The sequence below is a fragment of the Pseudomonas sp. B611 genome (assembly GCF_055407965.1).
The window spans coordinates 92,915-117,165 of the sequence record NZ_JBUZST010000016.1; the positions used below are offsets into that span (position 1 = coordinate 92,915).

The window sequence follows — 24,251 nt, forward strand, 5'->3', positions numbered from 1 at the left end:
ACCGTGACTTACCAGGCAGGTTACCCCCCATGCAGTTCAGCGAATTATTGGCAGTGATTTCCACCCATGCGATCCGGCTGCAACGGGAAGACGGCGACCTGATCGTCCTGGGCGACGACGAGGCGCTGGAGGAGGGGGTGTGGGATCAGTTGATCGCCCACAAGCCCCGGCTGCTGGCGCTGGTGGCCGAGCATGGCGGTGACTGGCTGAGCCCGGCGTATCGCATCACCCCGGACATGCTCGCCCTGGTCAGCCTCGACCAGGCCGCGCTCGACCGCATCGTCGCCGCCATCCCCGGTGGCGCGGCGAACGTGCAGGACATCTACCCGCTGGCGCCGCTGCAGGAGGGCATGCTCTATCACCACCTGTCGGCGGCGCAGGGCGACCCCTACGTGCTGCACGCGCAGTTTGTGTTCGACAGCCGCGCCCGCCTGCACGCCTTTGCCGAGGCGCTGCAATGGGTGATCGACCGCCACGACATCCTGCGCACCTCGATGGCCTGGGAACGCCTCGACGAGCCGCTGCAAGTGGTGTGGCGCAAGGCGCCGCTGGTATGCGAAGCGGCGCACGTTGACCCACGCAACGTGCGCCTGGACCTCGGCCAGGCGCCGCTGTTGCGCCTGGTGTACCGCGAAACCCCCGGCAACGCGCGTGTGGACGCGATGCTGTTGTTCCACCACACCATCCTCGATCACACCGCGCTTGATGTGGTGCGCGAAGAAATCCAGCTGTACCTCGCGGGCCAGCAAGCGCAAGCGGCCGAGCCCGTGCCGTTTCGCAACTACATCGCCCAAGTGCGCAATGGCGTCAGCGAGCGGGCCCATGAAGGGTTCTTCCGCGAGATGCTCGCAGACATCGACGCGCCAACGCTGCCCTTCGGTTTGCAGGATGTGCAGGGCGACGGCCGCGGCATCAACGAAGCGCGCATCCCCGTCGATAGCAGCCTGAGCCGGCGCCTGCGCGCCCTGGCACGCCCTCTGGGCGTCAGCGTGGCGAGCATGATGCACCTGGCGTTCGCCCGTGTCCTCGGGGTGGTATGCGGGCGCGACGCCGTGGTCTTCGGCACGGTGATGCTCGGCCGCATGGGCGCCGGCGCAGGCGGTGAACGGGCCCTGGGCATGTTCATCAACACCTTGCCGCTGCGCGTGGATGTGGGCGGGCAGGGCGTGCGGGCCGGGGTCCAGGCGACCCATGCGCGCCTCACCACCTTGCTCCAGCACGAACACGCGTCCCTGGCGCTGGCTCAGCGTTGCAGTGGCGTGGCAGCACCCGCGCCGTTGTTCAGCGCCATGCTCAATTACCGTCACAGCGCGGCCACGGACATGGCGGCCATCATCGAGGTCGCCGAAGGCATCCAGGTGCTGGGCGCCGAAGAACGCACCAACTACCCGCTGACGGTCAACGTCGACGACCTGGGGGAAGATTTTGCGCTGACGGTGATGGTGCACGCCTCCCTCGACGCCCGGCAGGTGGCCGGTTACCTGCACACGGCCCTCGACAGCCTTGCCGAGGCGCTAGAGCAACGCCCGGATACGCCCTTGGACAGCCTGGCGATCCTCACTCAAGACCAACGCCAGCACCTGCTGCACAGTTTCAACCACAGCCCACAGACCTACGCCGACACCCCGCTGATCCACCAACAGATCGAAGCCCACGCCGCCGCCCATCCCGACGCCATCGCCCTGCGTTTCGAACAACAACGCCTCACGTACCGCCAACTCAACGAACGCGCCAACCAGGTCGCCCATCGCCTGTTGGCCCAAGGTGTGTGCGCCGATGACCGCGTGGCGATCTGCGTGGAGCGCGGCCCGGAGATGATCATCGGCCTGCTGGGCATCCTCAAGGCCGGCGCCGGCTATGTGCCGGTGGACCCGGCCTACCCACGGGAACGCATCGCCTACACCCTGCAAGACAGCGCGCCGCTGGCGGTGCTGGTCCAAGCCAACACCCGCCATCTGGTGGGCGCGCTGGCGCAGATCGACCTCAACGGCCTGCGCGATGAATCCATCGTCAACCCGCGCCTGGACTTGAGCCCGGCCAACCTCGCCTATGTGATCTACACCTCCGGCTCCACCGGCCAGCCCAAGGGCGTGATGATCGAGCACCGCCAGGTCGCGCGGCTGTTCAGCTCCACGGGGCATTGGTTCGGGTTCAACCGCAACGATGTGTGGGCGTTGTTCCATTCGTTTGCCTTCGACTTTTCGGTGTGGGAAATCTGGGGCGCACTGACCCACGGCGGTCAGTTGCTGATCGTGCCGCAACTGGTCAGCCGCGCGCCGGATGAGTGCTATGCGCTGCTGTGCGACGCCGGCGTGAGCATCCTCAACCAGACGCCCAGCGCGTTCCGCCAGTTGATCGCGGCGCAACAGCACAACCCGCAGGCCCATTCCCTGCGCCAGGTGATCTTCGGCGGCGAGGCCCTGGAACCGGGGATGCTCAAGCCCTGGTATGCCCGCGCACTCAACGCCGGCACGCAATTGGTCAACATGTACGGCATCACCGAAACCACCGTGCACGTGACCTACCGCGCCCTGGAAGCGGCGGATGCGCAGCGGGTCGGCGTCAGCCCGATTGGCGTGGCCATCTCCGATTTGCAGTTGTACGTGCTGGATGAGCGCCGCGAGCCGGTGCCGTTTGGCGTGGTCGGCGAGTTGTACGTCGGCGGCGCCGGCGTGGCGCGCGGTTACCTCAACCGTGAGGCGCTGACCGCCGAACGTTTCCTCACCGACCCCGCCAGCGGCCAGCGCCTGTACAAGACCGGCGACCTTGGTCGCCGCTGTGCGGACGGCAGTGTCGACTACCTGGGGCGCAACGATGATCAGGTGAAGATCCGCGGTTTCCGTATCGAACTGGGTGAAATCGAAGCCCATCTGGCCACCGCCGAGGGCGTGCGTGAGGCCATAGTCATTGCCCGCGAAGACGAACCGGGCGACCAGCGCCTGGTGGCCTACGTGATTACCGAGGGCGCATTCAGCGCGGGCGCCTTGCGTGAGCACCTGCTGCGCAGCCTCGCCGACTACATGCTGCCCAGCGCCTTTGTACAGCTCGATGCCTTCCCGCTGACCGCCCACGGCAAGCTCGACCGCAAGGCCCTGCCCGCACCGGATGCCCAGGCGTTGGCCCGCCGCGACTACCAGGCACCCGAGGGCGCGGCGCAAATCGCCATTGCCGCCATCTGGCAAGACCTGCTGAAAGTCGACCGCGTGGGGCGCGACGACAATTTCTTCGAGCTGGGCGGGCATTCGCTGTTGGCGGTCAAGCTGATCGAACGCATGCGCCAGGTGGACCTGCGCGCCGACGTGCGCGTGCTGTTCGGCCAACCCACGCTGGCTGCGCTGGCCGCAGCGGTGGGCGACGAGGTGCACGTTCCGGCCAACCGTATTACCCCGACCAGCACGCGCATCACCCCCGAGATGCTGCCCCTGGTTGATCTGGACCAGGCCGCCATCGACCACATCCTCAACCGCGTGCCCGGCGGCCTGGCCAATGTGCAGGACATCTACGGCCTCGCCCCGTTGCAGGCGGGGATCTTGTACCACCACCTGGCAACCACCGAGGGCGATCCCTATGGGTTGCAGGTGCAGTTCAGCTTTGCCGACCAAGCGGCGGTGGACGCGTTTATCCACGCCCTGCACAGCGTGATCGAACGCCACGACATCCTGCGCACGGCGATCCTCTGGGACGGCCTCGACGAACCGGTGCAAGTGGTCCTGCGCGAGGCGTCGCTGACCGTCGAGCGTATCGACGAACCCCTTGCCCAACTGCAACAACGCTTCGACCCCCGGCACTTTCGCCTCGACCTGTCCCGCGCCCCGCTGATGCACTTCGCCTACAGCGAACAGCAGGGCCGTTTTGTCGGCATCCTGCTGCTGCACCATATCCTGCTCGACCACACAGCGTTGCAGGTGCTGGTGCAGGAGATAAGCGCCAGCCTGGACGGGCGCAGCGCGCACTTGCCCGTGGCGGTGCCGTACCGCAACTACGTGGCGCAGGCGCGGCTCGGCGTCAGCCAGGCGCAGCACGAAGCGTTCTTCAGCGCGATGCTCGGCGATATCGACGAACCCACCCTGGCCTTTGGTCTGCACGACGTGAACCTCGATGGCAGCGGCATCATCGAAGCGCACCTGGCGCTGGAAGCCGAACTGAGCCTGGGCCTGCGCGAACAGGCGCGGCAACTGGGCGTTAGCCCGGCGAGCCTGGTGCACCTGGCCTGGGCGCAGGTCTTGGCGCAGGTTTCCGGCCAGCAGGAGGTGGTGTTTGGCACCGTGTTGCTGGGGCGCATGCAGGGCGGCGAGGGCGCTGATCGGGCGCTGGGCATGTTCATCAACACCTTGCCGCTGCGCGTCAGTCTCGGCGCGGCGGGCGTGCAAGCGGGCGTGCGCGCCACCCATGCGCGACTTGCGCAATTGCTTGGGCATGAGCACGCGTCGTTGTCCCTGGCCCAGCGTTGCAGCGGCGTGCCGGGTTCGCTGCCGCTGTTCAGCACCCTGCTCAACTATCGTCACAGCGCAGTGGACGACGCGCCGGGCGCCAACCCGTTCGCGGCGCGGGGCATCGAGATCCTCAGTTCCGAAGAGCGCAGCAACTACCCGCTGGTGATCAACGTCGATGACCTCGGCGCAGGTTTTGCGCTCACCGTGCAAGGCGTGGCCACCCTCGACGTGCAACGTGTCGGCCACTACCTGCTCACCGCGCTGCGCCACTTGGTGACGGCGCTGCAACAGGCGCCAACCACGCCGTTGCAGGCTGTATCGATCCTGCCACCCGCCGAGCGTCACCAACTGCTGGTGGACTTCAACGTCACCGCCCGCGACTACCCAGCGCACCGCACCGTGCACGAATTGTTCGAAGCCCAGGCCCTGGCGCACCCCGAAGCCGTGGCGGCGGTGCACGGCCCGTTGTCCCTGAGCTATGGCGACCTCAACCGCCGCGCCAACCGCCTGGCGCACTACCTGATCGGCGAAGGCGTGCAGCCGGGTGAAAGCGTGGCGATTGCCCTGCCGCGGGGCCTGGACCTGCTGGTCTGCGAACTGGCGATCCTCAAATGTGCGGCCGTCTACGTACCGCTGGACATCAACGCGCCGGCCGAGCGCCAGGCCTTTATCGTGCAGGACAGCGGCGCCCGCCGGGTACTCGACGACCTCAGCGTGCTGGCGCTGGAGACACAGTCGCCCCGCAATCCCGAGCTGCCCCAATCCTCGGAGAGCGTCGCCTACATCCTCTACACCTCCGGCTCCACCGGCACGCCGAAGGGCGTGCAAGTGCCCCATCGCGCGATCTCGCGCTTGGTGCTCAACAACGGCTATGCCGATTTCAATGCGCGCGACCGCGTGGCCTTCGCCTCCAACCCGGCGTTCGATGCGAGCACCCTCGACGTGTGGGCGCCGTTGCTCAACGGCGGTTGCGTGGTGGTGGTCGAGCAGGCGGTGTTGTTGTCCCAGGCCGCCTTCGCCGCGCTGCTCCAGGAGCAAGCCGTCAGCGTGTTGTGGATGACTGCCGGGTTGTTCCATCAGTACGCCGATGCCTTGTTGCCGGTGTTCCATCAACTGCGTTACCTGATCGTCGGCGGCGATGTGCTCGACCCGCTGGTGATCAACCGCGTACTCGCCCACGGCAAGCCGCAGCACCTGCTTAACGGCTACGGGCCGACCGAGGCGACCACATTTTCCACCACCTTTGAAATCACCACGGCGGGCACGGCGGCGATTCCCATTGGACGGCCGTTGGCGAACGCCCAGGCCTTTGTGCTGGACGCGCGCCAACAACCCGTGCCGTTGGGTGTGACCGGCGAGCTGTACATCGGCGGCGCGGGTGTGGCCACGGGGTATCTGAACCAGCCGCAACTGACCGCCGAAAAATTCATCGCCAACCCTTTCGGTGAGGGCGTGTTGTACCGCACCGGCGACCTTGCGTGCTGGCAGGCCGACGGTAACCTGCTGTACCAGGGGCGCAGTGACCTGCAAGTGAAGATTCGCGGTTTTCGCATCGAGCCCGGGGAAATCGAAACCTGCCTCGCCGCCTTCCCCGGCGTGAAAGACGTGGTGGTGCTGGCCCGCGAAGACGTGCCCGGCGACAAACGCCTGGTGGCCTACTACACCGCCCCGGCAGCGCTGGACATCCAAGCCCTGCGCGCCCACCTGCAAGGCCGCTTGCCGGACTATATGGTGCCGTCGGCCTATGTGTGGCTGGCCCTGTTGCCGCTCACCGCCAACGGCAAGCTCGACCGCAAAGGCCTGCCGGTGCCCGACGCGAGCGCATTGCTCAGCCGAGGCTTCGAGGCGCCGGAAGGCGAAGTGGAAACCTTGCTCGCGCAGATCTGGCAGGACGTGCTCAAGCTGGAGCGCGTCGGTCGGCACGATCATTTCTTCGAACTGGGCGGGCACTCGTTGCTGGCGGTCAGCCTGATCGAACGCATGCGCCAGGTCGGCCTGAGCTGCGACGTGCGCGTGCTGTTCAGCCAGCCAAGCCTGGCGGCGTTGGCAGCGGCCGTGGGCAGCGGGCGCGAGGTGGTGGTGCCGGCCAATGGCATTGCCGCCGGTTGTGCGCAGATCACGCCGTCGATGCTGACCCTGCTGCAACTGGATCAGCCGGCCATCGAGCGTATCGTCGCCAGCGTCCCCGGTGGCACGGCGAATGTGCAGGATATCTACCCGCTGGCGCCGTTGCAGGAAGGCATCCTTTACCACCATCTCAGCGCCGAGCAGGGCGATCCGTACCTGCTGCAATCGCGCATGGCCTTCGACAGCCTGGAGCGCTTGCACGGTTTTATGGGCGCGCTGCAACAGGTGGTGGCGCGCCACGACATCCTGCGCACCGGCGTGGTCTGGGAAGGCCTGGACAGCCCGGTGCAAGTGGTGTGGCGTGACGCCCAACTGAGTGTGCAGGCGGTGGCCCTGGACCCGGCCGACGGCGACGTCATCGCCCAACTGCACGGGCGGTTCGATGCCCGACACTACCGGCTGGACCTCACCCAGGCGCCGCTGCTGCGCATGGTCTACGCCGAGGACCCGGCCAATGGCCGTGTGGCGGCGATCCTGCTGTTCCATCACTTGGCGCTGGACCACACCGCCATGGAGGTGGTCGGCGAGGAGATGCAAGCGTTCCTGTGCAACCAGGCGGATGGGTTGCCGGCGGCAGCGCCGTTTCGCAACTACGTGGCCCAGGCGCGCCTGGGTGTCAGCGAGGCGGAGCACGAGCAGTTCTTTCGCGAGATGCTCGCCGACATCAATGAACCGAGCCTGCCGTTTGGCGTGCAGGATGTGCAGGGCGACGGGCGTTACATCGAAGAGGCCGAGCAAGCCCTGGACGCGGCGCTGGCCCAGCGGGTTCGCGAGCAGGCGCGCCGCAGCGGTGTGAGCGCGGCGAGCTTGATGCACCTGGCGTGGGCGCAGGTATTGGGGCTGGTATGCGGGCGTGATGAGGTAGTGTTCGGCACCGTGTTGATGGGCCGCCTGCAAGCGGGCGAGGGCGCGGACCGGGCGCTGGGCATGTTCATCAACACCTTGCCGCTGCGGGTGGACCTGGCGGCGAGCGCAACATCGGCAGTCAAGGCGACCCACGCGCGGCTGAGCGCCTTGCTCGGCCATGAGCATGCCTCGCTGGCCCTGGCCCAGCGTTGCAGCGGCGTGGCGGCGGGGTCGCCGTTGTTCAGCAGCCTGCTCAATTATCGCCACAGCAGCCCCGACGCCATGGCCCGCGACGGCCACGGTATCTGGGCCGGCGTGCAGTTGCTGGGCGGCGAAGAACGCAGCAACTACCCGCTGACCTTGAGCGTGGATGACTTCGGCACAGGCTTCGGCCTGACGGTGCTGGCGCTGCCGCAGATCGGCGCCCAGCGCCTGTGTGGCTACATGCACCAGGCCGTTGAGCAGTTGGTCGCCAGCCTGGAAAACGCAACGCAGACGGCACTCACCCAGCTGCCAAGCCTGCCAGCGGCGGAGCGCGAAACGCTGTTGCGGGAATTCAACGCGACCGCCGCAGATTTTCCCACCGGCCACACCGTGCACGGTGCCTTCGAAGTCCAGGCCGAGCGCCAGCCGGACGCGGTGGCGGTGATGCAAGACGGTGCCTCCCTGACCTATCAGCAGCTCAACCGGCGCGCCAACCAATTGGCCCATCACCTGCTGGCGCTGGGCGTGCAGCCCGACGACCGTGTCGCGATCTGCTGCCGTCGCGGCCCGCAGATGCTGGTGGGCTTGCTTGCCATCCTCAAGGCGGGCGCCGCTTATGTGCCTGTCGACCCGGCGTATCCCGCCGAGCGTATTGCCTATCTGCTGCAAGACAGCACCCCGGTGGCCGTGCTGGCTGAGGCCAGCACCCGCGAGTTGTTGGGCGGATTTGTGCCTGTCGACCTGCATGAACAGGGCCTGGACCAGCCCACCAGCAACCCGCAACTCAGCGCGCTGACCCCGGCGCACCTGGCCTACGTGATCTACACCTCCGGCTCCACCGGCCAGCCCAAGGGCGTGATGGTCGAACACCACACCGTGGAAAACCTGGTGCACTGGCATTGCGACGCGTTTGGCGTGGATGCCCGCAGCCACACCAGCAGCGTCGCCGGCTTTGGTTTTGACGCGATGGCCTGGGAAGTCTGGCCGGCGCTGTGTGCCGGTGCGACCCTGCACCTGCCGCCCGCCGAGGTGGGCAATGAACACATTGACGCATTGCTCGCCTGGTGGCTGACGCAGCCGCTGGACGTGAGCTTCCTGCCGACGCCGGTGGCCGAGTACGCCTTCAGCCAGCAACTGCTGCACCCGACGTTGCGCATCCTGCTGATCGGCGGCGACCGCCTGCGCCAGTTCAATCAGGAACGGCGCTTTGCCGTGATCAACAACTACGGCCCCACCGAAGCCACGGTGGTTGCCACCTCCGGCCGCGTGCGTGCCGGGCAGGCGTTGCATATCGGCCGGCCCATGGCGAATGCCAGCGTCTACCTGCTGGACGCGCACTTGCGCCCGGTGCCGTTGGGCGTGGCGGGCGAGTTGTATGTGGGTGGCAGCGGCGTGGCGCGGGGTTACTTGAATCGCCCGGACCTGACCGCCGAACGCTTCCTGCAAGACCCGTTCAACGGCGGGCGCATGTACCGCAGCGGCGACCTGGCGCGCTGGCTGCCCGATGGCAACATCGAGTACCTGGGCCGTAACGATGACCAGGTGAAGTTGCGTGGCATACGCGTGGAGCTGGGGGAAATCGAAAGCCATCTCGCCGCACTCGACGGCGTTGGCGAAGCGGTGGTGCTGGTGCGCGAAGAGCGTTTGATCGCCTGGTTCACCGCCCGGCAACCGCTGGATATCGAGCGCTTGCGCACGCAACTGCAAGCGCAACTCCCTGCCGCCCTGGTGCCGGTGGCCTATGTGCAGCTGCACGCGCTGCCCCTGACCGCCAACGGCAAGCTCGACCGCAAGGCCCTGCCTGAACCCGATCAAGGCGCGTTGCTCAGCCGTGAGTACGCAGCGCCGCAAGGTGCCGTCGAAACCACCTTGGCGGCCATTTGGTCCGAGGTGTTGCAGGTGGAACAGGTCGGCCGGCATGACCACTTCTTCGAGCTGGGCGGTCATTCCCTGTTGGCCGTCAGCTTGATCGAACGCATGCGCCAGGCCGGCCTCAGTGCCGATGTGCGCGTGCTGTTCAGCCAACCGACCCTGGCGGCACTGGCCGCTGCCGTGGGCAGTGGCTGTGAGGTCGAGGTGCCGGCCAATCGGATTGCCGCCGATTGCCAGCGCATCACCCCGGACCTGCTGTCGCTGGTGACGCTGGACCAGGGGACGATTGACCAGGTGGTCGCCCAGGTCCCCGGTGGCGCCGCCAATGTGCAGGACATCTACCCGCTGGCGCCGTTGCAGGAAGGCATTCTGTACCACCACATCACGGCCGGGCAGGGCGACCCGTACCTGCTGCAATCGCACCTGGCATTTGCCAGCCGGGAACGCCTGCAGGCCTTTGCCCAGGCGCTGCAACAGGTGATCGACCGCCACGATATCCTGCGCACCGCCGTGGTCTGGGAAGGCCTGGCGCAACCGCTGCAAGTGGTGTGGCGCAAGGCGCAGTTGCACGTGCAGGCCGGTGACCTGCAAGGTTTTGACCCGCGTCACTACCGCGTGCCGCTGGATCAGGCGCCGTTGATCCGTTTGGTGTATGCCCAGGACCCGGATCAGCAACGGGTGGATGCGATCCTGTTGTTCCACCACATTGCCCTCGACCACACCGCCCTCGACAGCGTGCGCCACGAGATGCAAGCCAGCCTGCTCGGGCAGCCGCAGCCCGCCGGGGACGCCACACCGTACCGCAACTACGTGGCCCAGGCGCGCCTGGGAGTGACCGAGCAGGAACACGAAAAATTCTTCCGCGAGATGCTCGCTGATATCGATGAACCGACCCTGCCGTTCGGCCTGCAGGATGTGCGCGGCGACGGCACGGCCATCGAAGAGGCCCAGCAGCACCTGCCGCCCGACCTCAACAGACGCCTGCGGGCCCAGGCGCGTGTGCTTGGGGTCAGCGCGGCCAGCCTGTTCCACCTGGCCTGGGCGCGGGTGCTCGCCAGCACGTCCGGCCAGGAAAACGTGGTGTTCGGCACCGTGCTGTTGGGCCGTATGCAAGGCGGCAAGGGCAGCGACCGCGCGCTGGGTATGTTCATCAACACCTTGCCGCTGCGGGTGGATATCGACGCCACCGGCGTGCGTGCTGCGGTCAAGCACACCCATGGGCGGCTGAGCGCGCTGCTCGGGCATGAACACGCCTCGCTGGCGTTGGCCCAGCGTTGCAGCGGTGTCGCCGCGCCGCAGCCGTTGTTCAGCGCGATGCTCAATTACCGTCACAGTGACAGCCGGCAGGCGCCGGTGTCCGCGGCGTGGCAAGGCATCGAGACACTGGCCAGCGAAGAGCGTACCAACTACCCGTTGACGCTCAACGTGGATGATCAGGGCGACGGTTTCCGCCTGACCGCCCTGGCGGCGACGCCGATCGGCGCGCAACGCCTCTGCGGTTATGTGCAAGTGACCTTGCAGGGCCTGGTGGAAGCCCTGGAGCAGGCGCCGCAGTTGCCGGTCAATCGCCTGCCGGTGCTGGAGGCCCAGGAGCGCCAGCAAGTGCTCGGCGCGTTCAACGCCACCGAGGTGGCGTATGACCTAGACCAGACCCTGCACGGGATGTTCGAACGGCAGGTGGCACGTACACCGGAGGCGATTGCGGTGAAGGCGGGCGACGTCGCATTGACCTACGCCGAGCTGAACGCGCGAGCCAACCAGCTGGCGCACCACCTGTTGGCGATGGGCGTGCAGCCGGATTCGCGCGTGGCGATCTGCGTGGAGCGCGGCCTGGACATGGTGGTTGGCCTGTACGCGATCCTCAAGGCCGGCGCCGCCTATGTGCCGCTGGACCCGGCCTATCCGCCAGAACGCCTGGCCTACATGCTGGCAGACAGCGCGCCGCTGGTGGTGTTGGCCCAAGGCTCGACGCGTGGGTTGCTGGGCGCGGCGGCGGTGATCGATCTGGAGCAACCGACCTGGTCGCACCAACCCATCGACAACCCGAAGGTCAACGCCGTGGGCGCCTACGTGATCTACACCTCCGGCTCCACCGGCCAACCCAAGGGCGTGATCAACGACCACGCCGGGGTGGTCAACCGCTTGCTGTGGATGCAGGACGCCTACGGTCTCAAGCCCCACGACCGGGTCTTGCAGAAAACCCCGTTCAGCTTCGACGTATCGGTGTGGGAGTTCTTCTGGCCGCTGTTCACCGGTGCGCGGTTGGTAATGGCGCGCCCCGGTGGGCACAAAGACCCGCTGTACCTGTGCGAAGTGATCGAGGCCGAGCACATCACCACGCTGCACTTTGTGCCGTCGATGCTCGACGTGTTCCTGGCCCACGGCGATGTGCGCCAGGCGTCCGGGCTGGTGCGCGTGATGTGCAGCGGCGAAGCCTTGCCCGGCAGCCTGGTGCGGCGCTTCAAGCAGCAACTGCCGGGGATCGGCCTGTACAACCTGTACGGCCCCACCGAAGCCGCCGTCGACGTGACCGCGTGGAACTGCGCGCGCCCCGAGGTGGCAGACAACACGCCGATCGGCAAACCCATCGCCAATACGCGCATGTATGTGCTGGACGCGCAGTTGCAGCCGGTGCCGCTGGGGGTGGTCGGCGAGTTGTTCATTGGCGGCGTGCAAGTGGCGCGGGGTTATCTGAACCGGCCTGAGCTGACGGCCGAGCGCTTTCTCAAGGACCCGTTCAGCAACGGCCGCATGTACCGCACCGGCGACCTCGGGCGCTTCCTGCCCGACGGCAATCTGGAATACCTGGGCCGCAACGATGACCAGGTGAAAATCCGTGGCCTGCGCATCGAGCTGGGGGAAATCCAGGCGCGCCTGCTGGAGCATTCTCAGGTCAACGAAGCCGCCGTAGTCGCCCGTGACGAGCGCCTCGTCGCCTATTACACCGGCGCCGGGGCCCGCGATTTGCGTGAACACCTGCTGCGCTGCTTGCCGGAGTTCATGGTGCCCGCGTTGTTTGTGCACCTCGACGCGTTGCCTTTGAGCCCCAACGGCAAGCTCGACCGCAAGGCGCTACCGGCGCCGGGCGTCGAGGCGCTGAATGCACACGAGTACGAAGCGCCCGAGGGCGACACCGAGATCCTGCTGGCGCAGCTGTGGGCTGAACTGCTCAAGGTGGAGCGGGTCGGGCGCCTGGACAATTTCTTTGAACTGGGCGGGCACTCGCTGCTCGCCGTGAGCTTGATCGGGCGCTTGCGCCAGGTGGGCATGGAAGCCGATGTGCGCGCGTTGTTCGAACAGCCGACCCTGGCGGGCTACGCCGCAATAACTGAACGAATGGAGATCGTCCTGTGAGCATCCTCGAACTGCTGGCGACACTGAAAACCAAGGATGTACAACTGGCGCTCAAGGGCGAGCAATTGTCGGTGCAAGGCAACAAGCAGGCGTTGAGCGACCCCTTGATCCTCGCCGCCTTGCGTGCACACAAACCGGCGCTGATCGAGTTGCTCAAAGCCGGTGAATACGCGGCCGCCAACGCGGTGCCGGCCAATGCCATCCCGGCCGATGCCGAGCACATCACGCCGGCCATGCTGACCTTGTCCAGCCTGAACCAGGACGAGATCGAGCGCATCGTCGCCAGCGTCGATGGCGGCGTGGCGAATATCCAGGACATCTACCCCCTGGCGCCGTTGCAGGAAGGCATCCTGTTCCACCATGTGCGCACCGCGCAGGGCGACCCCTATGTGATGCAGTCGCAGTTCGCGTTTGACAGCGTCGAGCGTTTCGACGCGTTTGCCCAAGCCCTGCAAGGCGTGATCGAGCGCCATGACATCCTGCGCACCGGGGTGGTGTGGGAGGGCGTGCAGCAGCCGTCGCAAGTGGTGTGGCGCAAGGCGAGCCTGCCGGTGCAGGCGGTTGAACTGGACCCGGCCGACGGCGATATTGCCGCGCAACTGCACGCCCGTTTCGACGCGCGCCGTTACCGCCTGGACGTGACCCAGGCGCCGCTGTTGCGCCTGGCTTGGGCGGCGGACCCGGCGCAGCAGCGCATCGTCGCGATGCTGCTGTTCCACCATATGGCCCTCGACCACAGCGCCCTGGAGGTGGTGCGCCATGAAATGCAGGCGTTCCTGCAAGGGCAGGGTGCGCAGTTGGGCGCGGCGGTGCCGTTTCGCGACTACGTGGCCCAGGCACGGCTGGGGGTGAGCGAGCAGGAACATGAGGCGTTTTTCCGGCAGATGCTCGGGGATGTGGTCGAGCCGACCTTGCCCTTTGGCTTGCAGGATGTGCAGGGCGATGGCCGCGGGATCAACGAACTCGACTGGCCGCTGGCGGACGGGCTCAACCAGCGCCTGCGCGCCCAGGCGCGGCTGCTGGGGGTGAGCGTCGCGAGCCTGTTCCACCTGGGCTGGGCCCGGGTGTTGAGCGCGCTGGCGGGCAAGTCCCAGGTGGTGTTCGGCACGGTGCTGATGGGCCGCATGCAGGGCGGGCATGCCACGGAGCGCGCCTTGGGGATTTTCATCAATACCCTGCCGTTTCGCCTGGATGTGGGCGTTGAGGACGTGCGCAGCGCCGTCAAGGCCACCCACGTACGCCTCACCGCGCTGTTGCGCCATGAACATGCGCCGCTGGCCCTGGCCCAGCGCTGCAGCGGCGTGCTGGCGCCGACGCCGTTGTTCAGCACCTTGCTCAACTATCGCCACAGCGCCACCGGCAACAGTGAAGCGCAGGCGGCGTGGCAGGGCATCGCGACGCTGCGCTCGGATGAGCGCACCAATTACCCGCTGACCCTGAGTGTGGATGACCTGGGTGACAGCTTTATCCTGCGGCTGCTGGCGACCACTGAGGTCGATCCGCAGCGTGTCTGTGCCTACCTGCAAACCGCCCTCGAAAACCTGGTGACGGCGCTTGAGCAGGCGCCGTTGACGGCGCTGGACCAGATCGCGGTGGTGCCCGTTGCCGAGCAACAATTGTTGCTGGAACAGTTCAACGCCACCGGCGCCGATTTCCCCCAGGGCAGCACGCTGCACGCGCGCATCGAAGCCCAGGCCGCCCTCACGCCGGATGCCATCGCCGTCGTGCAACAAGGTCGGCAACTGACCTATAGCGAGCTGAATCAACAAGCCAACCTCCTGGCCCACCACTTGCTGGCGCTGGGCGTGAAGCCTGACGAGCGCGTGGCCGTCGTCGCCCGCCGTGGCCTCGACACCCTGGCCGGCTTGCTCGCGGTGCTCAAGGCCGGCGCCTGTTATGTACCGGTGGACCCATCGCACCCGGCCGAACGCCTGCACTACCTGCTCAGCGACAGCGCGCCGGTGGCGGTGCTGACCCAACAGGCATTGCTGGAGCGCTTGCCGGCCCTCGATGTGCCGGTGATCCACCTCGACCGCTACACCTGGCAGCACCACTCGGCGTGTAACCCCGAGGTAGCGATGACGCCGGCGCACCTCGCCTATGTGATCTACACCTCCGGCTCCACCGGCCAGCCCAAAGGCGTGATGGTGGAACACCACACGGTGGCCAACCTGGTGGATTGGCATTGCCACGCCTTCGACCTGCGCGCCGGGCGCCACACCGCCAGCGTCGCCGGTTTCGGCTTTGATGCGATGGCCTGGGAGGTGTGGCCGGCCCTGTGCGTGGGTGCGACCCTGCACCTGCCACCGGCGCAGGACGGCAATGAGGACATCGACGCACTATTGGCCTGGTGGTGCGCGCAGCCGCTGGATGTGAGCTTCCTGCCGACGCCGGTGGCCGAGTACGCCTTCAGCCAGCGCATTGAGCACCCGACGTTGCGCACCTTGTTGATCGGCGGTGATCGCCTGCGCCAGTTTGGCCGTGGGCAGCGCTTCGAGGTGATCAACAACTACGGGCCCACCGAGGCCACGGTGGTGGCCACGTCCGGCAAGGTCGAGGCGGGGCAGGCGTTGCATATCGGCAAACCTATCGCGAATGCCACGGTGTACCTGTTGGATGAACAACTGCACCCGGTGCCGTTGGGGGTGGCGGGGGAGTTGTATGTGGGCGGCAAGGGCGTGGCGCGCGGCTATCTGCACCGCCCGCAGTTGACCGCCGAACGCTTCCTCCAAGACCCGTTCAACGCCGGGCGCATGTACCGCACGGGCGACCTGGCGCGCTGGTTGCCCGATGGCAACCTTGAGTACCTGGGGCGCAACGACGATCAGGTGAAGATTCGTGGGGTGCGCATCGAACTGGGGGAAATCGAAAGCCAGCTCAACCAACTGCCGAGCGTCCAGGAGGCGGTGGTGCTGGTGCGCGAAGAACGCTTGGTGGCGTACTTCACCGAGAACCCGCAACTGGACCCGCTGACCGTCGCAGAAATCCGCGCCCACCTGGTGGCGCACCTGCCGGACGCCATGGTGCCGGTGGCCTACGTAAAACTGGCAGCGCTGCCCCTGACCGCCAACGGCAAGCTCGACCGCCAGGCCCTGCCGGCGCCGGACATGGCCGCCGTGTTCAGCCGCGAGTACGCCGCGCCCGAGGGCGAGATCGAAACGGTACTGGCGCAGATCTGGGCCGATGTATTGCAGGTAGAGCGCGTTGGGCGGCGCGATCACTTTTTTGAACTGGGTGGGCATTCGCTGCTGGCGATGCGCATGGTCTCGCAGGTGCGCCAGCGCCTCGGTGTGGAGCTGTTGCTCGGCGACCTGTTCGCCAACGCCGAACTGGCCGCCGTCGCCGACGTGCTGGCCAGCGCCGGGCGCAGCACCCTGCCGGACATCCTTCCGGCCAATCGCGACGAAGCCGTGCCGTTGTCGTTCGCCCAGCAACGCCTGTGGTTCCTCGCGCTGCTGGAAGGGGCCAACACCGCCTACAACATTCCCATCGGCCTGCGTTTGCGTGGGCAATTGCATGTGGAGGCGCTGCAACGGGCGCTGGCGCGGATCGTCGCGCGGCATGAAACCCTGCGCAGCCGCTTCGCCCAGCACGATGACGAGGCGCGGGTGCTGATCCTGCCGCCAGAAGACGTGCTGCCCCTGCAAGTGCAGGACCTGCGCCGCCACCCGCAACCGCAGCAGGCGCTGGAGGCGTTGATCCACGGCGAGGCGTCGGCGCCGTTTGACCTGGAGCGCGGCCCGCTGCTGCGTGGGCGCTTGATCGTGATGGCCGACGATCACCATGTGCTGTTGCTGACCCTGCACCATATCGTCTCCGATGGCGGCTCCATGGGCGTGCTCACCCGCGAGCTGATGGCGTTGTACAAGGCCTTCAGCCTGGGCCAGGCCGATCCGTTGCCGCCGCTGGCGATTCAGTACGGTGACTTTGCCGTGTGGCAACGCCTGTGGCTCAGCGGGGAAGTGCTGCATCGGCAAAGCGTTTACTGGCAGCAAGCGCTGGCCGGTGCGCCGGTGTTGCTCACGCTGCCCACCGACCGCCCGCGCCCGGCACGGCAGGACTACGCCGGCAGCAGCGTCGAGGTGCGCCTGGATGAGCGCCTCACCGCTGGGCTCAAGGCCCTGGGCCAACGCCATGGCAGCACGCTCTACATGATCCTGATGACGGCGTGGGCATCGCTGCTGACGCGGCTGTCCGGGCAGCAGGAGGTGGTGATCGGCTCCCCCGTGGCCAATCGCAATCGCGTCGAGGTGGAAGGGCTGATCGGCCTGTTCGTCAACACCCTGGCGGTGCGTATCGACACCTCGGGCGACATGAGCACTGAAGCGCTGTTGGCGCGGGTCAAGGCCCAGGCGCTGGCCGCCCAGGCCCATCAGGACCTGCCGTTTGAACAAGTGGTGGAAATCACCCGGCCCACCCGCAGCCTGGCCCACAGCCCGCTGTTCCAGACCCTGCTGACCTGGCAGGACAGCAGCGCGCCGGCCCTGGCCTTGGGCGACCTGGCGCTGGAAGGCATCCTGGAACACAGCCATTTCGCCAAGTTCGACCTGTCCCTGGACTTGGGCGAAGTGCAGGGCTCCATCCTTGGCGCGCTGGAATATGCGCAGGCCTTGTTCGATGAAGCGACCGTGCGCCGTTATGCCGGTTACCTCACCCGTGTGTTGCAGGCCATGGTCGATAACGATCAGGCGGTGCCGGCCCATGCGCCGTTGGTGGACGAGCGTGAGCGCCAGCAACTGTTGGTTGAGTTCAACGCGACAGCGGTGGACTACAACCTCGAGCAGACCTTGCACGGGATGTTCGAAGCGCAGGTGGCACGCACGCCGCAGGCCATTGCGCTCAAGGCGGGCGATGCTGTATTGACCTATGCCGAGCTGAACGCACGGGCCAACCAGTTGGCGCATCACCTGCTGGAGCAGGGGGTGCAGGTGGATTCGCGGGTGGCGATCTGCGTGGAACGCGGCCTGGACATGGTGGTTGGCCTGTACGCGATCCTCAAGGCCGGCGCCGCCTATGTGCCGCTGGACCCGGCGTACCCGCCCGAGCGCATCGCCTACATGCTCGAAGACAGCGCGCCGCTGGTGGTGCTGGCTCAGGGCTCGACGCGCACGTTGCTGGGCACAGTGCCGGTGATCGACCTGGAGCAGCCGACCTGGCTGCAGCAACCCATCGACAACCCGCAGGTCAACGCCGTGGGCGCCTATGTGATCTACACCTCCGGCTCCACCGGCCAGCCCAAGGGTGTGATCAACGACCACGCCGGGGTGGTCAACCGCTTGCTGTGGATGCAGGACGCCTACGGTCTGAGTGCCGTCGATACGGTCTTGCAGAAAACCCCGTTCAGCTTCGACGTGTCGGTGTGGGAGTTCTTCTGGCCGCTGTTCACCGGCGCGCGGCTGGTGATGGCACGCCCCGGCGGGCACAAAGACCCGCTGTACCTGTGTGAAGTGATCGCGGCCGAGCAGATCACCACGCTGCACTTTGTGCCGTCGATGCTCGACGTGTTCCTCGCCCACGGCGACCTGGCCCGGGCCGCTGGCCTGGTGCGCGTGATGTGCAGCGGCGAAGCCTTGCCCGGCAGCCTGGTGCGCCGCTTCAAGCAGCAGTTGCCTGGCAGCGAGCTGCACAACCTGTACGGCCCGACCGAAGCGGCGGTGGATGTGACCGCCTGGCCCTGCGCGGGCGCCGTGACGCCGGACAACACGCCCATCGGCAAACCCATCGCCAATACGCGCATGTACGTATTGGATGGGCAGTTGCAACCGGTACCGCTGGGGGTGGTCGGCGAGCTGTTTATCGGCGGTGTGCAAGTGGCGCGGGGTTATCTGAACCGGCCTGAGCTGACGGCCGAACGCTTCCTCAAGGACCCGTTCACCGGCGCGCGTATGTACCGCACGGGCGACCTTGGCCGCTATTTGCCCGACGGCACTATTGAATACCTTGGGCGCAATGACGATCAGGTCAAGATCCGTGGCCTGCGCATCGAACTGGGGGAAATCCACGCGCGTCTTATCGACTACCTGGGCGTCGATGAAGCCGCCGTGATCGCCCGCGACGAGCGCCTGGTGGCGTATTACACCGGCGTGCGCAGCGAGATCGATGCCCTGCGCGGCCATCTGTTGCAGCACCTGCCGGAGTTCATGGTGCCGGCGCTGTTCGTGCACCTCGACGCGCTGCCCCTGAGCCCCAACGGCAAGCTCGACCGCAAGGCCTTGCCCGCACCGGGCACGGATTCAGTGATCACACGCGATTACGAAGCGCCCCAGGGCGATACGGAAATCGCCCTGGCCAGCCTGTGGGCCGAGTTGCTCAATGTGGAGCGGGTAGGGCGTTACGACGACTTCTTCGAACTGGGCGGGCACTCGCTGCTGGCGGTGAGCCTGGTGGGGCGCATGCGCCGCCTCGGGCTGTCGGCGGATGTGAAAGTGTTGTTTGGCCAGCCGACGTTGGCGGCCTTGGCTGCCGCGCTGGGCGGCGGGCGCGAGGTCGCGGTGCCGGCCAATCGCATTGCGCAAGATTGCACGCGGATCACCCCGGACATGCTGGCGCTGGTCGTCCTGGATCAAGCGGCCATCGACCGTGTTGTCGCCTGCATCCCGGGTGGTGCGGCGAATGTGCAGGACATCTACCCGCTGGCGCCGTTGCAGGCCGGCATGCTCTACCACCACCGCGCCGCGCAGGGCAGCGATGACTATGTGCTGCGCGCGCAGTTCGCCTTCGACAGCCGCGCGCGTCTGGACGCGTTTGCCCAGGCCTTGCAGGCGGTGATCCAGCGGCATGACGCGTTGCGTTCGTCGTTCCATTGGGATGGCCTGGAAGAACCCCTGCAAGTGGTGTGGCGTGAGGCCGCGTTGCGCGTCGAAACCGGGCCGTTGCCGCTACGCCTGGACCTGGCCCAGGCGCCGTTGATGCGTCTGGTGTATGCCGAGGAACCGCAGCGCGTGGTCGCCACGTTGCTGTTCCACCACCTGGTGATGGACCACATCGCCCTGGACATCCTGCAACACGAAATGCAGGCGTTCCTGCTGGGCACCGCGCACACCCTCGGCGCGGCGGTGCCGTATCGCAACTATGTGGCCCAGACCCGCCTGGGTGTGGATGATCACGCGGCGTTCTTTAGCGAGATGCTCGGCGCCATCGATGAGCCGACCGACGTCGCACCGCTGGGCGCCGATGAGCATGTCCAGCGGCTGATTGATGCACCGTTGAGCCAGCGCCTGCGGGTGCAGGCGCGGCAAGCGGGTGTCAGTGCCGCGAGCCTGATGCACCTGGCCTGGGCCCATGTGCTGGGCAAGGTTGCGGGCCGCGATCAGGTGGTGTTCGGCACGGTAATGCTCGGCCGCTTGCACGGTGGTGAAGGGGCCGAGCGCGCCATTGGGGTGTTTATCAATACCTTGCCGCTGCGGGTCGATCTGGGTGAGCGCAGCGTACTTGAAGCGTTGCGCGCGACCCACGGGCGCCTGACCCAGTTGCTCAGCCATGAACACGCGCCGCTGGCGCTGGCCCAGCGTTGCAGCGGCGTGCCGGTGGGTACGCCGTTGTTTGGCACGCTGTTCAACTATCGCCACAGCGCCGCGTCGGTGGGCAGCGAGGGCTGGCAGGGCATTCAGTTGCTCAAGGCCGAGGAACACAGTAATTACGGCTTGTCCCTGAGTGTCGATGACCTGGCGGATGGGTTCGCCTTGAAGGCCGTGGGGCAGGGCGCGCGGCGCCTCTGCGACTACCTGCACACCGCCGTGGAGCAACTGGTGCAGGCGTTGGAGCACGACAGCGAGGTTGCCATCGGCCACTTGCCGATCCTGTCGATTGCCGAGCGCCGGCAGTTGGCCGGATTCAATGCCACCACGCGCGTGTTTCCGCGGGAGCACACGGTGCAGCGCCTGTTCGAAGCCCAGGCCCAGGCGCGTCCCGACGCGCTGGCCGTGGTGGAGGGTGCACGAGGGCTGAGTTATGGCGAGCTGAACCGCCGAGCCAACCGTCTGGCCCATCACCTGCTGGGGCTGGGGGTGCGTGCCGGCGATAACGTTGCGCTGCTGTTGCCGCGCTCCGTGGACCTGCTGGTTAGCCAACTCGCCGTGCTCAAGTGTGCGGCTGCCTATGTGCCGCTGGATATCCACGCGCCTGCCGAACGCCAGGGGTTCATGCTGCAAGACAGTGCGGCCGCCTGCGTGTTGACGCGCAGCGATGCCGTTGTCGATGGCGCGGTTCAACGGTTGGACCTGAACACCCTGACCCTCGACCCACAACCGAGCCACAACCCCGGCCTGTCGCAGTCCTCGGAAAGCGTGGCGTACATCATGTACACCTCCGGCTCCACCGGCACGCCCAAAGGTGTGTTGGTGCCCCATCGCGGCATCACGCGGCTGGTGCTCAACAATGGCTATGCCGACTTCAATGCCAGCGACCGCGTGGCGTTCGCCTCCAACCCGGCGTTCGACGCCAGCACCATGGACGTGTGGGGGCCGTTGCTCAACGGTGGGCAGATCCAGGTGATCGACCACGCCACCGTGCTCGACCCGGTGGCGTTTGGCGCGGCTTTGGCCGAGGTGACGGTGCTGTTCGTGACCACGGCGTTGTTCAACCACTATGTGCAACTGATCCCCGAGGCCCTGGCGGGTTTGCGCATCTTGCTGTGCGGCGGCGAGCGGGCTGACCCGGCGGCGTTTCGTCGGCTGTTGGCGCGGGCACCGGCACTGCGTCTGGTGCATTGCTACGGGCCGACGGAAAGCACCACCTACGCCACCACCCATGAGGTGCGCGCGTTGGCCGATGACGCCGACAGCGTGCCCGTCGGCCGACCGATTTCCAACACCCAGGTGCACGTGTTGGATGCGCACTTGCAGCCGGTGCCGTTGGGCGTGGCCGGTGAGATCTGCATCGGTGGCGATGGCGTGGCCCTGGGCTATTTGAATCGCCCTGCGCTGACTGCCGAAAAGTTTGTCGCCGACCCCTTCAACGGCGGCGCGCTGCTGTACCGCACCGGCGACCTCGGCCGCTGGACGGCGGATGGCCTGCTGGAGTGCATCGGGCGTAATGACGACCAGGTCAAGATCCGCGGTTTCCGTATCGAACTGGGTGAGATTGAAGCGCGCCTGGGCACCTTGGCGGGTATCCAGGACGTGGTGGTGCTGGCCCGCGAGGACGTGCCGGGAGACAAGCGCCTGGTGGCGTATTTCACCTGGGCGGCGCAGCCCCTGGAGATCGACCAGTTGCGCGCCCATCTGCTCGAGCAATTGCCGGAGTACATGCTGCCGTCGGCCTATGTAGCGCTGGCGCGGTTGCCGTTGACCGGCAATGGCAAGGTGGACCGCAAAGCCTTGCCCGTGCCGCCGTTGCAGGCGCTGATCAGCCGTGAATTCGAAGCGCCGGCCGATGCCCTGGAGCACGCCTTGGCGCAACACTGGGCCGAGGTGCTGAAGCTGGAACAGGTGGGGCGGCATGACAGCTTTTTCGAGCTGGGCGGGCATTCGTTGCTGGCGATCCGCCTGGTGAACGTGCTGGAAGAAGCGGGGTTGCCGGTGTCCCTGGCCGAGCTGTTCCAGCATGCCAATGTCGCCGCCGTCGCGGCGCTGTTGCGCCAGCGTAGCGACGAACCGCTGCGCGATAGCCCGGTGATCACCGTGCGCAGTGGAGGAACCCAGGCGCCGTTGTTCCTGGTCCACGAATTCAGCGGTATGGACGTGTATTTCCCGGCGCTGGGCCAGCATCTGCCCGGCGACTATCCGATCTATGGCCTGCCGGGCGTGGCCCTCGGCGAGCCGCACCTGAACAGCATGGAAGGCCTGGCCGCGCGGCTGGTCGGCTTGATCCGCAGCATCCAGCCCCATGGCCCGTATCGGCTGGCCGGCTGGTCGTTTGGCGGCGTGCTGGCCTATGAAGTGGCGATGCAGTTGCTGGGGGCAGATGAGCCGGTCGCGTTCCTCGGTTTGCTCGACAGCTACGTGCCGCGCCTGACCGATCAAGGCAAGGCGCGCTGGAGCGGGGCGGATGCGCTCAAGCGCCAGTTGCTGTTGCAGTGCACGGCGTACTGGAAAACCCAGGGCCGGGCAGATTTGTTGGCGAGCCTTGGGCAGTTGGACGCGGACCTTGCACAGCTGGACTTTGCCGAGTTGCTGCAACGCTGCCGCGTGGCCGGTTTGCTGCACGCGCAAATGGCGGCGGCGACGGATGCTGACCTGACGAATTACCTGGAACGGGAAGTCGGGCATGGGCATGCGCTGGCGCATTACAGCCTGTTCCCGTTGCCGATCCCGGTACATCTGTTCAGCGCGCAAGAGCGGCCCACCGAGTTGGCGCGGCGCAGCGATTCGCTGGGGTGGGAGGATGCGCTGGCGCCGGGGCAGTTGCGTCAGGTGCCAGTGCCGGGTGATCACCAGAGCATGATGCAGGCGCCGCATATCCAGGCGCTGGGTCATGCAATCACAGAGGCATTGGCGACCTGCGGACCGGTGGCACAGGCGGCACATTCGCCCTTGCTGCGCATTCAGAGCGGGCGTGCCGGGCATGCGCCGCTGTTCTGCGTACCGGGGGCGGGGGACAGCGTCACCGGCTTTGTCGGTTTGAGCGAAGCCCTGGGGCGCGACTGGCCGCTGTTTGGCTTGCAGCCCCGTGGCCTGGATGGCGAGGCGGTGCCCCACAGCCAGGTGGAAGCGGCGGCGCGCGCGAATCTGGCGGCGCTGGCACAGGAATGTCCACACGGCCCGGTGCACCTGGTCGGCCATTCGTTTGGCGGCTGGGTCGCGCTGGAGATGGCGTTGCAGTTGCAGGCGCAAGGGCGCGAGGTGGCGTCGCTCACGGTGATCGACAGCGAAGCGCCGGGTGGCGCGGGCCGCGCGTACACGAGCACGGCGGCGTTGTTGCGTTTGATCGAGTCGATGCAGTTGGCGGCGGGCAAGTCCCTGGGGATCGACCCGCTGGACTTCGCCGGGCGCGATGAGGTGACGCAGCGCCAGTGCTTGCATGCCGGCATGGTGGCGGTCGGCTTGTTGCCAGCGCGGGCCAGTGTAGCGGCGATGGACGGCCCGGCCCGCACCTATGGGGCGGCGTTGCGCACGGTGTACCGACCGGGCCGGCGCTTTGACGGCGTGGTGCGCTTGGTGTTGGCGCAAGACCCGGCATTGGACGCGGCGGGTAATCAGCGGGAGCAGGGCCTGATGATCGAAGGCTGGCGCCGCCAGGGCCGGGAGCTGGAGGTGTGGTATGGCGGCGGCAATCACTTCACCTTGCTCAAGGCGCCGAATGTGCAGGGGCTTGCCCAATGGTGGTTACAAGGTGCGGTGGTGCGAGAGGGCGTTTCGTGACGGATGTATACCGAACCCAGTGTGGGAGCGGGCTTGCTCGCGAAGGCGGTGTGCCAGTGCCAGATTCATTGGCTGAGACGACGCATTCGCGAGCAAGCCCGCTCCCACATTTTTG

General features: G+C 66.8%; 2 protein-coding genes. Both read left to right on the forward strand.

Going from position 1 to position 24,251, the window contains the following annotated elements; all coding sequences use genetic code 11:
- Positions 1-29: 29 nt before the first annotated feature.
- Complete coding sequence (locus tag ACZRMO_RS24545; protein WP_463974525.1) at positions 30-12,836, forward strand: amino acid adenylation domain-containing protein; 12,807 nt, start codon at positions 30-32, stop codon at positions 12,834-12,836.
- Positions 12,833-24,136, forward strand: coding sequence for an amino acid adenylation domain-containing protein (locus ACZRMO_RS24550; RefSeq protein ID WP_463974526.1), 11,304 nt, complete (start codon positions 12,833-12,835; stop codon positions 24,134-24,136). The genes ACZRMO_RS24545 and ACZRMO_RS24550 overlap by 4 nt, the downstream gene beginning before the upstream one ends.
- The last annotated feature ends 115 nt before the right edge of the window (positions 24,137-24,251 follow it).